General features: G+C 43.4%; 8 protein-coding genes and 1 tRNA gene. 6 read left to right on the forward strand and 3 right to left on the reverse strand.

Going from position 1 to position 13,134, the window contains the following annotated elements; all coding sequences use genetic code 11:
• Window positions 1-26 precede the first annotated feature (26 nt).
• The 5 genes from M9189_RS00155 (at window position 27) to typA (ending at window position 10,044) form a co-directional block, all read left to right on the forward strand.
• Window positions 27-5,567, forward strand: coding sequence for an alpha-2-macroglobulin family protein (locus M9189_RS00155; RefSeq protein WP_250723870.1), 5,541 nt, complete (start codon window positions 27-29; stop codon window positions 5,565-5,567).
• 1 nt (window position 5,568) lies between these two features.
• On the forward strand, window positions 5,569-6,225 hold the full coding sequence (locus M9189_RS00160) for a TatD family hydrolase (protein ID WP_250723871.1): 657 nt from the start codon (window positions 5,569-5,571) through the stop codon (window positions 6,223-6,225).
• Window positions 6,226-6,230: 5 nt separating this feature from the next.
• Window positions 6,231-6,953 carry a tRNA threonylcarbamoyladenosine dehydratase gene (locus M9189_RS00165; RefSeq protein ID WP_250723873.1) on the forward strand — a complete coding sequence of 241 codons (723 nt, stop codon included), beginning with the start codon at window positions 6,231-6,233 and terminating at the stop codon, window positions 6,951-6,953.
• Window positions 6,954-7,078: 125 nt separating this feature from the next.
• Entirely contained in the window at window positions 7,079-8,101 is a 1,023-nt protein-coding gene (locus M9189_RS00170; protein ID WP_250723874.1) for a branched-chain amino acid aminotransferase, read from the forward strand.
• A gap of 143 nt (window positions 8,102-8,244) precedes the next feature.
• On the forward strand, window positions 8,245-10,044 hold the full coding sequence (gene typA / locus M9189_RS00175) for a translational GTPase TypA (RefSeq protein WP_250723876.1): 1,800 nt from the start codon (window positions 8,245-8,247) through the stop codon (window positions 10,042-10,044).
• Between the two features lie 125 nt (window positions 10,045-10,169).
• Here the strand turns inward: typA and M9189_RS00180 are convergent.
• Window positions 10,170-10,243, reverse strand: a tRNA-Asn gene (locus tag M9189_RS00180).
• Between the two features lie 147 nt (window positions 10,244-10,390).
• Between M9189_RS00180 and M9189_RS00185 the strand changes: the two genes are divergently transcribed.
• Window positions 10,391-11,374 carry an adenosine kinase gene (locus M9189_RS00185; protein WP_250723878.1) on the forward strand — a complete coding sequence of 328 codons (984 nt, stop codon included), beginning with the start codon at window positions 10,391-10,393 and terminating at the stop codon, window positions 11,372-11,374.
• 3 nt (window positions 11,375-11,377) lie between these two features.
• On the opposite strand, the gene M9189_RS00190 is transcribed toward M9189_RS00185, so the two are convergent.
• Both M9189_RS00190 and M9189_RS00195 read right to left on the reverse strand, forming a co-directional pair.
• Window positions 11,378-12,283 (reverse strand): glycosyltransferase family 2 protein, encoded by a 906-nt coding sequence (locus tag M9189_RS00190; protein WP_250723880.1) that lies wholly within the window; start codon window positions 12,281-12,283, stop codon window positions 11,378-11,380.
• Window positions 12,284-12,461: 178 nt separating this feature from the next.
• On the reverse strand, window positions 12,462-13,037 hold the full coding sequence (locus M9189_RS00195) for a YceI family protein (RefSeq protein WP_250723881.1): 576 nt from the start codon (window positions 13,035-13,037) through the stop codon (window positions 12,462-12,464).
• Between the last annotated feature and the right edge of the window lie 97 nt (window positions 13,038-13,134).

The following is a 13,134-nucleotide window of genomic DNA, read 5'->3' on the forward strand; positions in this document are numbered from 1 at the left end:
GCCTAAAACTACTAAACACTTTGATTATGACAAGAAAGACCCTGAGACTTCTACTGTCGCTTGTAGTAGTGTCTCTCGTTATTTTTTCAGGATGCAGAAAAGGCACACAGGATGAGCAAACTCATTCGGGATTTCATCCGCTTGTTGCAGCATTTACCTCTGAGTACATTTCAACATCCGGAACGTTTTCGATAGAATTCAGAGACCCCCCCAGGAATGCTGTACCAGGAGCTACTGCCCCATCCAATGTGGCTACAATCATTCCCAAAGTAAAGGGAAGCTGGATATGGCTGGATGAGTACACACTTCAGTTTAAACCAGATGGAAAGCTTGTGTCGGGACAGACATACAAGATTAGGGTTCACCTAAGTAAGCTCTTTGATAATCAGGACGAGGACTTTTACTTCTCAGTCACAACCTTTGCACAGAGTTACAGGTTCTTGATGGGGGATTTAGAATATACCGAGGAAGACGGTCAGGAAAGTTATAGGATAAAAGGAAGCATCAGTGTTGCTGAAGATATTACTCCGGAAGAAGCCAAAGCCATGCTAAATATTGCAGCTGAAAACACAACAATTCCAGTAACCTGGCAACACACGGATGGTAGGAATCACAGTTTCGAACTTTTCCCTATCCCGATAAAAGACAAAGCATACAATATCAGTATCAGCCATAGTGGGGCACCTATAGACACTAAGGGAGAAGGAACTGAGGAAGTTGCAGTTCCCTCTTCTGCTGAGTTTACAGTAATCAAGGCATATGCTGAACAGCAACCGGTTCAGGTAATCAGAGTGGTCTTTAGTTCGGCTCTTGATCCTACACAAGACCTGACAGGCATGTATGAAATCAGCAACAACGTAAATACCAGGTACACAACTAATTCAAACATTCTTGAGATTTATCCGGAAAAAAATATACAGGGTGAATTCGAACTGAAAATTTTGCCTGGGATAAGAAATAAGAAAGGTCTGATGACCAGTCAGACAGATAGGTTTTACCTTGGTTTTGAAAACCTTAAGCCGGCAGTAGAGTTTATCGGAGTCGGCAACATAATGCCATTCTCCGACAATTTGATAATGCACTTCAGGGCAGTTTCACTCAAATCAGTAATTGTCAGGGTTATCAGGATATATGAAAGTAATGTTCCCCACTTTCTACAGGTCAACACTATGGACGGAAGCTCAGAGCTAAAGAGAGCCGGTCGTTTGGAATATGCCAACGTGATAAATCTTGACAGGGATCCTTCTCTTGATTTGGGCAAGTGGAATATTTTTGCCCTAGACCTGTCAAATATGGTGAAGCCGAGTCCGGGTTCACTCTATCGGATAGAACTGGGCTTTGAGCAAATTGATGCGATATATCAATGTGATGATGAAACCAAACAGGAAAGTACCAAAAGAAAGTGGATCGATGATGGAGAATTCTGGGATAATCCCTATGATTACTACAGTGAGTATCCCTATTATTATGAAGATTGGGACTGGGATTGGTATGAACGTAACAACCCATGCAACAAGGCATACTACACCCGCTCCAAATGGGTTGCACAAAACTTGCTAGCTTCAAACCTGGGTTTGACAGCAAAACTGGGCAACGATAAAAGGATCAATGTATACATAACCGACTTAAATTCAACAGCCCCAATCGATGGAGCAAATATTGAAGTTTTAGATTTCCAGCTTCAGGTTCTTGCAAAAGCGGTTACCGACAAAGATGGGATGGCAGTACTTGATCCAACAGAAAAGCAACCCTTCCTCCTCATTGCAGATAAGGCCGGACAGAAAGGCTATTTAAGGATGGATGCAGGTAGAAGTCTTTCCGTAAGTAGATTTAATGTTTCAGGCCAGAATGTAAAAGAAGGCCTTAAAGGCTATATCTATGGTGATCGTGGAGTATGGCGTCCTGGTGATTCATTGTTTATTTCGTTTATTGCCGAACACAGAGGCAACAATCTGCCTGCAAACTATCCGGTAATTTTCGAACTAATAGACCCAAGGGGTCGTGTACAAAGCAAGATGACTGCCCGTCACCCGGAAAACAAGATTTATAGTTTCCGAACTGCAACTCCCGAGGATGCACCTACAGGGTTCTGGCGTGCCAGAGTAATAATGGGTGATGCAACATTTGAAAAACAAGTCAGGATTGAAACAATTAAACCCAACAGGCTAAAGATTGAGTTAGGCATAAAAGAAGGTCTTGTTTCCACTGACAAAAACATCGAGATTCCAATCAAATCCGAATGGCTACATGGTGCTCCTGCATCAGGCTTAAAGGCAGATGTAAAGATGACTACAAAGCCAACATCAACCAGCTTTGATAGTTATCCAGGATATGTGTTCGATGATGCTACCCGAAGCTATGATCAGGCAGAGCAAACACTATATGAAGGTCGTCTTAACCAACAAGGTGAAGGTTCATTCATTATGCCATCAGTCAGAGATCACCGTTCTCCCGGTTTTCTGAAGGCAAACCTTATTTCCAGAGTATACGAAGAAGGAGGATCATTCAGCATCAGCCAGACCACAAGGACCCTTTCACCCTATAGACAATATGTAGGTGTCAGAGCCCCGGAAGGAGACAAGAATAACCTGCTCCTAACAGACCAGGACTATAAGATAGAAGTTGTTACTGTTAATGAAGCTGGAACACCTGTTAACATCAACGGACTCAAGTATAAGATCTATAAGATATCCTGGCGTTGGTGGTGGGATAGCACTGAAGAAGAGCTCAGCCGCTATATCAGTTCCTCTTCTTCAACATTAATCAGTAGCGGAACCATCAGGACAGAAAACGGAAAAACCAGCATACCTTTTAGAATCAACCATCCTGAATGGGGTCGATATCTTGTTAGGGTTGAAGATCCACTTGGAGGGCATGCAGCATGTACAACAGTAATGGTTGACTGGCCAGGATGGGCGCAGAAAACCGGTCGTGAAGGATCAGAAGGAGCAAGTGTCCTAACATTCAACACTGACAGGAGTGAATACAAGCCTGGTGACAATGCAGTAGTAACCTTCCCCTCAGGTGGTGAAGGCAGGGCTCTAGTTACTATTGAAAACGGAACAAAAGTTCTCAAAAGCTGGTGGGTAAAACCTGAAGAAGGAAGCACTAGTTTCAGTTTTCAAGTAACACCTGAGATGAGCCCCAATATTTATGTTCATATCAGCCTGTTGCAACCTCATAAGAGAAAGAATAATGACCTTCCGATCAGGCTCTATGGAGTTATCCCTGTAACAGTAAACGATCCATCTACAAAGCTTCAACCTCAGTTAAAGGTCGCAGATGAATGGCGTCCCGAACAAAAGGCTGTAATAGAGGTAACAGAAGCAGGAAAACGTGAGATGGATTACACAATAGCAATAGTTGACGAGGGTCTGCTCGACCTGACAAACTTTGCTACACCAGATCCCTGGAAGTACTTTAATGCCCAGGAAGCCTTGGGGGTAAGAACCTTTGATATGTTTGATCAGGTCCTGGGAGCCTATGGAGGAAGGATAGAACAAGTTTTTGGAATTGGAGGTGGTGATGAACTAAATCCCGATGGCTCAAAGAACCAGCTGCGCAGATTTGAACCAATGGTTAAGTTCATTGGTCCTTTAAAGCTGAAAAAGAATGGGAAGAACAAACATGAAATAGAGATACCAAACTATTTCGGATCAGTACGCATTATGTTGGTTGCATGCAATGAAACTGCGAGCGGATCTATTGACAAGAAGGTTGCCGTCAAACAACCTCTGATGGTGTGGAGTTCCCTCCCCAGAGTATTAGGCCCGGGAGAAACAGTTTCGCTACCAGTAACAGTATTCGCATCAGGCAAGGCTGCAGGAAAAGTAAAGGTTAGTCTGAGCACTGATAAATTGCTGAATATTAGTGGCGAAAAAGTTCAGTATGTAAACTTTAAGAAGGATGGAGAGAAAACCATCTACTTCGACTTGAAAGCCGGCAATGAGACAGGAATATCTGTTGTAGAGGTTATTGCCGAAGCAGGATCTGAGAAAGGAAGCAACAAAATTAACCTACCGGTTAGGAATGCAAACCCATCTGTTACAAGGGTTCAATCTGTTATCCTTGGTAAAGGTGACAGTAAGGAATTACCATATGAAGCTATCGGAACAAAGGGAACTAATGGTGCAATTCTGGAGATAAGCACAATTGGATCAATAGATTTTGGACGACGACTGGAATTTTTACTTCAATACCCGCACGGATGCATAGAACAGATAACCTCTGCTGCATTTCCACAGGTATTTCTTCCTTCGGTTGCAGAACTTTCAGCAGAAGAAGCCGGCAGGAGCAAAACAAATGTACAAAGTGTATTAAGTCGGCTGCGTTCATACCAGACTACAGATGGAGGATTCGCTTATTGGGCAGGAGGTTCCAGGGCTGATGAATGGGGCAGCAGCTATGCAGGACACTTTATGTTGAGTGCTGCAGAAAAGGGCTATACAGTTCCTGATCAGTTAAGGAAGAACTGGATCAGTTACCAAAAGAAACAAGCCAAGACCTGGGTTCCATCAAAAACAGGAAAACCTGATGGTCAGGATCTGATTCAGGCATATAGGTTGTTTACTCTTGCCCTGGCCGGAGAAGCTGACCTTGGTTCAATGAACAGACTGCGCCAGCAAACAAATCTATCAAGTCAGGCAAGATGGCGTCTGGCTGGGGCTTACGCAATTGCAGGGCTTAAAGAAGTGGCAGGTGAACTAACAGCAAATGAGTCAGCTGACGCACCATCCAGCAGTTTTGAAAACAGCTATGGCTCTCCCGATCGTGACTTCGCCATGGTTATCGAAACCCTTCTTTATATGGGACAGAAGGAAAAAGCAGTTCCTCTTGTAAGACAACTTGCTACAAGGCTAAGTTCGGATAGCTGGATGAGTACTCAGACAACTGCTTATGCTCTGCTTGCAATTAGCAAGTACACTGAAGGAAGTGCCAACGCAGGTTCAAATGCAAAGATTGAGCTGGCTATTAACAAGGGAAAGCCTGAGAATATTACTTTAAGCAAGGCTATTTTCAGACAGAAAGTTGATATTGAGAACGAAACAAACGGAAAGATCAAGATTGCAAACCACTCGGGTAATGAAATATTTGCACAACTGATACTTACAGGACAGCCCTTAAGTGATACTTTAAGTAAAAAGGTCACCGACGGATTAAATCTAAAGATTGAGTATCTGGATCTTGATAACAGGCCTGTTGATATAAGGAATCTGTCTCAGGGCAAGGATTTCAAAGCCATAGTTACCATCAGCAATCCCAGTCCATTCGAGGTTTCCAACATAGCCCTTTCGCAGATCTTTCCATCCGGTTGGGAAATCCGTAATAGCCGAATGGAAGAAGGTGCTTCTGTTCATGAACTGGATCAACCTGATTACCGTGATATTCGTGATGACAGGGTTTATTCATACTTTAACCTGAATGCTGGAAGGTCGAAACGACTGGTTGTATTACTTCACGCATCATACGCAGGAAAGTTCTATCTGCCTGCGGTAACTGCAGAAGCAATGTACGACCATAACACAAGGGCTATCGAACCAGGTACCTGGGTTGAAGTGACAAAATAGAATGTGTAAGTATGTAGACATACATAGCCACCACAAAGAAAGCAGCCCGGATCTGATAAGAATAGTCAGCATCCGGGCTGACGGTTCTTTGCCTGTGCATAAGCTCGAATATGTAAGCTATGGTATCCATCCCTGGGACAGCACCATGAATGGTATTGAGCAGACACTGGTCTTCACGGAAAGCATTAAAAGCCTATGCGCAATTGGAGAGTGTGGCCTTGACAAGAACAAGGGAGCAGAACTTGAACGGCAGATCGAGCTTTTCAGAAGACATATTAATATCTCAGAAAAACTTGAGCTTCCAGTTATTATTCATTGTGTAGGCCGCTTCAATGAACTGATAGCAATAAGGAAGGAGGGTCGCTACTCCCAACCCTGGATTGTTCACGGATTCAGAGGACATAGCCAGCTTGCCCTTCAGCTTGTAAAGAATGGCATACTTCTGTCTTTTGGTGAGGCTTTGCTGCAGGAAGGCAGCAAAGCATCCGAAAGCCTGAAAGCTTTGCAACCAGTACAGTGGTTTCTTGAAACCGACGAAAGCAATGCAGATATCAAAGCAATTTACAAAAGAGCTGCATTATTGACAGGCACACCATTAAATGTGCTTAAGGAACAACTGTTCAACAATTTTCTTTCTACATTTGCCGTCCAAAAATAAAATCGATGGAATGGCTTAGCAGAACAGAACTACTTGTAGGAAAGGAAGGGATAGAAAAGTTGCAAAAAGCCCATGTACTGATTGCAGGCGTGGGCGGAGTCGGTTCTTTTGCCGCAGAAATGGTAACTCGCGCAGGAGTGGGAACCATTACAATAGTTGATGCCGATACCGTAAAAGCTTCAAACAGGAACCGTCAGTTGCCTGCCCTCTCGAGCACCGAGGGCCAAACAAAGGTAGAAGTGATGGCAGCACGACTAATGGATATAAATCCCGAACTCCAACTCAATATCTACAGCACCTTCTTAAAGGACGAGACGATACCCGAAATTCTGGACTTTAAACCCGACTACGTAATAGATGCAATAGATTCACTTGCTCCAAAAGTCTTTCTGATAGTCAACTGCAAGCGTATTGGCATTCCTATAATTTCAAGCATGGGAGCCGGAGGAAGACTTGATCCTTCAAAGGTGAGAATAGCAGATCTGTCTGAGAGTTTCAACTGCACACTTGCAAGAATGGTTCGTAAAAGACTCGGCAAATTCAATATCAAGAAAGGACTCGACGTGGTTTTCAGTTCTGAACCGGTTGACAAAGACCGCATACTTTTCGTGGAAGGAGAGCAAAATAAGAAGACAACACTGGGAACAATCAGCTATATGCCGGCGACCTTCGGCCTTTTAGCGGCTTCACACGTTATCCGCAAGCTTCTGGCCGGTAAAAAAGAGTAGCCAAATACCCGTTTTTTGTAAGAGCCTGTAATTTAAAAGGTAGATTTTACGGCTATTTCTAAACTTTTTTGAGAAAGAAATTTGTACTTTTACTCTCAGAACAGACAACTTACAATCAACTTATTATGACTGGCGAAATTGATTGGGGTCACCTGCCCTTTACCTACATGAAGACGGACTATAATATCAGGTGTTATTATCGTGACGGAAAATGGGGAGAACTTGAAGTAAGTTCCTCCGAATACATCAATCTCCATATGGCTGCCACCTGCCTTCACTATGGACAGGAAGCCTTTGAAGGCCTCAAGGCCTTCAGGGGTGTCAATGGCAAGATTCGCATATTCAGATTGGCAGACAATGCCCGCCGTATGCAGGCCTCAGCAGATGGAATTCTTATGGCAAGGGTTCCTGAAGACCTTTTTATTAAAGCTTGCATCAAAGCAGTAGTGCTAAACAAGCGATTTGTTCCCCCTTATGGTTCGGGTGCATCACTATACATACGCCCTCTTCTAATCGGTTCAGGTCCTAAAGTTGGTGTGTCTCCAGCAGATGAATACCTGTTTATGGTATTCGTAACTCCGGTAGGTCCTTATTTCAAGGAAGGATTCAAGCCTACAAACCTGATGATAACCCGTAAGTATGACCGTGCAGCTCCAAATGGTACCGGACCTTATAAGGTGGGTGGTAACTATGCTGCCAGCCTCGCTTCAGGTAAAATTGCCAAGGAGAGAGGTTACTCTGCCGTGCTTTACCTTGATAGTCGTGAAAAGAAATATATTGACGAGTGTGGTCCTGCAAACTTCTTTGGCATCAAGGATAAGACTTATATTACTCCTGAGTCAAACTCAATCCTGCCATCAATTACAAACAAGAGCCTTATGAAAATCGCAGAAGATCTTGGATTGAAGGTCGAAAGAAGACATGTCCTGCTCGAGGAACTAGAGACTCTTGAGGAAGTAGGAGCCTGTGGAACAGCTGCTGTAATAAGTCCTGTAGCTCAGATAGATGACCTGGATACTGGTAAGTCTTATGTATACAGTAAGGATGGACAACCAGGCCACTATTGCACACTCCTTTACAATAAACTCAGGGCTATTCAATATGGCGAAGAAGCAGACAAATATGGCTGGATAACAGAGATAGACTGAATTTAACTATATTTAAATCTTAACAAGCGGCTGAATCCTAGCTTATTAGCTTAGTTCAGCCGCTTTTTTATATTCAAAGGTTTAATATACATATTATTATCGCACAAATTGCGGTATTTTTGTAGCCCAATTTTTGAAGTAGAATGAATATCAGAAACATTGCCATTATTGCACACGTTGACCACGGAAAGACAACACTGGTTGACAAGATGCTAATGGCTTCCAAGCTCTTTAAAGAGCACCAGCAGGTAGGTGAACTGATTATGGACAACAATGACCTGGAAAGGGAAAGAGGAATCACCATACTTGCCAAGAACGTCTCGGTAAACTGGAAAGGAACCAAGATTAACATCATAGACACCCCAGGCCACGCCGACTTCGGTGGAGAGGTTGAACGGGTGCTCAACATGACCGACGGAGTATTGTTGCTTGTTGACGCCTTTGAGGGACCTATGCCCCAGACCCGCTTCGTACTGCAAAAGGCACTTAACCTGGGTCTCAAACCAATTGTTGTAATCAACAAGGTTGACAAGCCCAACTGCCGTCCGGAAGAAGTACAGGAAGCCATCTTCGACCTTATGTTCAGCCTTCATGCAACAGAAGAACAGCTTGACTTCGTCACTGTTTACGGTTCAGCGCGTGAAAACTGGATGTCAGATGACTGGAAAGTCAGGACTAATGACATCAGTGTTCTGATGGACAGTATTGTTAAGAACATTCCTGCTCCCAAGCCAAACGAAGGGACTCCTCAGATGTTGATCAGTTCTCTGGACTACTCTGCATATCTGGGGCGTATTGCCATCGGCAGGGTTCATCGCGGAACCCTAAAACCTGGGATGGAAATTTCAGTAGTTAGTCGTGACGGCAGTATGTACAAGACCAGGATTAAGGAACTCAACGTATTTGAAGGACTTGGCAGGGCAAAGGCTGACGAAGTTAAGGCCGGTGAGATTTGCGCACTGGTAGGACTTGATAAGTTCGAGATCGGTGATTCTATCTGCGATCCTGAAAGTCCTGAACCACTTGATCCTATTGCAGTAGATGAGCCAACTATGAGTATGCTCTTTACTATCAACAACTCCCCCTTCTATGGTAAGGAAGGTAAGTTTGTGACATCAAGACATATCAAGGAAAGGTTGGACAAGGAACTTGAGAAGAATCTTGCCCTTAGGGTTGAAGAAACTGATTCTGCGGATGCCTGGAACGTTTTCGGACGAGGAGTATTGCATCTCTCAGTTCTTATCGAGACTATGCGCCGTGAAGGTTATGAACTTCAGGTTGGACAGCCAAAAGTAATTATAAAAGAAATTGCAGGAGAAAAGCACGAACCGGTAGAAGAACTGACTATAGACCTACCCAAGGAAATGTCAGGTAAGGCTATCGAACTGGTAACTCAACGCAGAGGGGAGTTGAAAAGTATGGAAACCAAAGGAGACAGGGTACACCTTGAATTCATAATACCATCAAGGGGTATTATTGGTCTCCGTAATAATATGCTTACCGCCACTTCTGGTGAAGCCGTGATGGCTCACCGCTTTATTGAGTTCCAACCCTGGAAAGGGACTATCGAAAAGCGTCAGAACGGATCATTGATAGCCATGGAGAGTGGAACTGCTTACGCTTATGCAATAGACAAACTCCAGGACAGAGGCAAGTTCTTTATTTTCCCCCAGGAAGAAGTCTATATGGGACAGGTAGTGGGCGAAAACAACCGCGATGGAGACATTACAGTGAATGTAACAAAGAGTAAGAAGCTTACAAATATGAGAGCTTCTGGTTCGGATGACAAGGTAAAACTTACCCCCCCCATCGTCTTCAGTCTCGAAGAAGCACTTGAATATATTCAGGGTGATGAGTATGTAGAAGTTACTCCAAAGTCTATTCGATTAAGGAAGATATTCCTGCAGGAACACGAAAGAAAAAGACTTTCTAAGCAGGCCTAAAAACAGCGAAGCCGCCCCCCAAAGGGCGGCTTCGCTGTTTTTAACCCATAAAACTAAAAGAAATACTCCGGTAAACCTGCTTAAACAAAAGGAGGTGTCCCTTTTGGAACACCCCCTTTTGTAAGCTCCTCAGGTAGGACTTGAACCTACGACCTACGGATTAACAGTCCGCCGCTCTAACCGACTGAGCTACTGAGGAATTATTTACGTTCGATTATTTACTTAACCTTCCAGAGGTCCTTACCTCTTTCAAACGCCCTGCAAAACTATATGCTTTGAGTTAATTTTGCAAATTATTCGAATAAAAAAAAGCATCTTTGCAATGCAAAAATTTCCGATCAATATTATGGCAAAAGTACTGGGAATGGGCAATGCCCTGGTAGATATTCTTTTAAGACTTGATAGCGATGCAGTACTCGAGAGACTCGAGATGCCACGAGGCAGCATGCAACTGGTAGATAAACACACAGCCGAAAAAGTTATGAAGGCTACAGGCCACAACGGCGCCACCAAAGCATCGGGAGGTTCAGCAGCAAATACCATCCATGGCCTGGCAAATCTGGGTATAAAAACCGGCTTCCTGGGTAAGATTGGACGTGACGAACTGGGCAACTTCTTTAAAAACGATTTGCTCAACAAAGGAATAGATCCCATTTTGCTTGAAAGCGAAACAGAATCAGGAAGGGCTATTGCTCTGATCTCACCCGATTCGGAACGTACTTTTGCTACATATCTTGGAGCTGCCGTTGAAATGAGGGCAGACGATATACCCGACGAGGTGCTGAAAAACTACAGCTACCTGCATATAGAGGGTTATTTGGTACAAAACCAGGAGCTAATAAGGGAAGGCCTTAGGCGGGCAAAGCAATACGGTCTTAAAGTATCTCTAGACCTTGCCAGTTTCAATGTAGTTGAAGAAAACCTTGAATTCCTGCGTGACAACGTTGCCCGCTACGTTGATATACTTTTTGCAAATGAAGAAGAGGCACGTGCTTTCAGTGGAGGACTTGAAGGAGAGGAAGCCCTCGAATGGATGGGGCAGATGTGCGAAACAGTGGTTCTGAAACAAGGTGCCAAAGGATCACTTATAAAGCACAATGGTCAGAAAGTAAGTGTAGGCTCTGTTATTAGCAATCCAATCGACACAACCGGTGCCGGGGATCTTTATGCGGCAGGTTTTCTGTTTGGACTTATCAGATCTCTGCCGGTCCATAAATGTGGTGAAATAGGAGCCCTCCTGTCTGCAAGAGTAATAGAAGTTATTGGACCCAAGATGGACGAAGAAAGGTGGAATGCAATACGCAATGAACTGCTGGTATTGGCAGAGTAATAGCTATCTACCAGCCCTTATTTTTTTGGCTTGCCGGTAGGCAAGGCAAAATAGTCCCAACTTGTAAATGTCTAAAAGAAAAAGCGAAGTACAGAACCCTGTTAGTAATCGCCGAATTGGCTTTTTGAAAACACAGAATAATACCGCAAATACTCCGGCAAGCCCAAATGTCCTTAATCTGCGGAAAGCAACCAGTATTCTGAATGGTCTGTAATCAAACCCCTGTGCCCATATATACAATAGATTCCCAATACTCTCCTCAATTTTCATAAGATATAGGTCAGCCGTATCCAGTCCGGTATGAATTACCGGATTATCAATATGTGTTATTTGAAGCCCTTGTATAAATAGACCATTACCAAACAATGTGTCTTCATGGCCATAATTACGAAGTGCACTGTTGAACCGATTATCACTAAACAAAGACCGGCTTATCATGAAATTAGATGAAAGAAAGCTAAGATAGGGCTTTGCACGTCGCTCCTCAATAGAACGCTGTTCACGCTTCACCCCTACCTTCCACCTCAGCATAAGTTTATGGTCCTCGGGTCTTGGACTGTATGCAATACCCCCTACCACAACACAATCAGATTTACAATGCTTCAGATAACGTCTGAGAAAGCCCTCAGGCACCATACAGTCACTGTCAACAAACAAGAGATAATCCCCGCTTGCAAGCTCTGCAAGCCTATTGCGTGTAGCTGACCGTCCCATATTATCCTGTTCAAAATACTTAATCCCCTCAACACCTTGCAGTGAGGAATTGATCTCTCTAAACTCCGGAGCAGAACCGTCGTCAAGTAAAATTATCTCGACAAGTTCCTCAAGTACAGCAGCCTGAGACCTTAATACCTCAACCAGAGCTAGAACAGATGTATTATATACAGGTATGCAAACAGAAAGCACCATAGAATTAGTTGTAATGCTCCGAATATAGTGACTTTATACGAGATCCGGCTGACTTGGTTCAAATCCAGATTAATTATCGGACCTCGCATTTATATAAAAGCAACATAACTATTTTTTAAAAAAATAGGGTGCCCCTTGAGGCACCCATACTTGACATTGATGAAGAAGTAAGCAATTATTATTTGAGAACGATCTTAAAATCCAATGTAAATTCATCATATATCATATTGTCTCCAAGGCTTGCAAAGAACTTACCTGAACCATACTTTACATTGTAAAGGGTACGGTCAACAACCACGTTGCCGGTAAACACCTGAGTACCGTCGCTCTTCTTTTCCCTTACTGCATCGAAAGTAATAGGATGAGTTGCCCCCTTGATAGTAAGCTTTCCTGTGATTGTGTACGTCTCACCTGACTTTGTTGCCTTCTCAACTACAAGGTTTGCCTTGGGGTAAGTCTCAACGCTGAAGAAGTCATCTGACTTAAGGTGACCAACCAACATTCCATTAGTCTTTTCATCCTTAATATCTTCAACTGTTAGACTTGTCATGTCAACAACAAAGTTACCTCCCTTGATGTTCTCACCCTCAAGCTCCAACTTGCCTGATTCAAACTTAAGATAACCATTGTGCTGACCTGTAACTTTCTTACCTACCCAACCCAGTGTACTATTACTGGCATCAAGGCTCAAAGTCTGAGCTGATACTGCGACTGCAGCGAAAACAAATGATATAAATAATGCTGTCTTTTTCATATTAATAGTTTTTAGTGATTCTATTTAGGACATAAACATCCGGTTTGAGATTTTGTTTATCCAAAATATTAAAACAGCTTGCCCGGGTCAATACAAA

This window comes from Xiashengella succiniciproducens, from assembly GCF_023674465.1.
Classification (GTDB): Bacteria; Bacteroidota; Bacteroidia; order Bacteroidales; family Marinilabiliaceae; genus Geofilum; species Geofilum succiniciproducens.

What these genes read in the sequence shown, in the direction of transcription:
- M9189_RS00155 (WP_250723870.1), top strand. Translation starts at nt 27, where the DNA reads ATGACAAGAAAGACCCTGAGACTTCTACTGTCGCTTGTAGTAGTGTCT.
- M9189_RS00165 (WP_250723873.1), top strand. Translation starts at nt 6,231, where the DNA reads ATGGAATGGCTTAGCAGAACAGAACTACTTGTAGGAAAGGAAGGGATA.
- M9189_RS00170 (WP_250723874.1), top strand. Translation starts at nt 7,079, where the DNA reads ATGACTGGCGAAATTGATTGGGGTCACCTGCCCTTTACCTACATGAAG.
- M9189_RS00160 (WP_250723871.1), top strand. Translation starts at nt 5,569, where the DNA reads ATGTGTAAGTATGTAGACATACATAGCCACCACAAAGAAAGCAGCCCG.
- typA (WP_250723876.1), top strand. Translation starts at nt 8,245, where the DNA reads ATGAATATCAGAAACATTGCCATTATTGCACACGTTGACCACGGAAAG.
- M9189_RS00190 (WP_250723880.1), bottom strand. Translation starts at nt 12,283, where the DNA reads ATGGTGCTTTCTGTTTGCATACCTGTATATAATACATCTGTTCTAGCT.
- M9189_RS00185 (WP_250723878.1), top strand. Translation starts at nt 10,391, where the DNA reads ATGGCAAAAGTACTGGGAATGGGCAATGCCCTGGTAGATATTCTTTTA.
- M9189_RS00195 (WP_250723881.1), bottom strand. Translation starts at nt 13,037, where the DNA reads ATGAAAAAGACAGCATTATTTATATCATTTGTTTTCGCTGCAGTCGCA.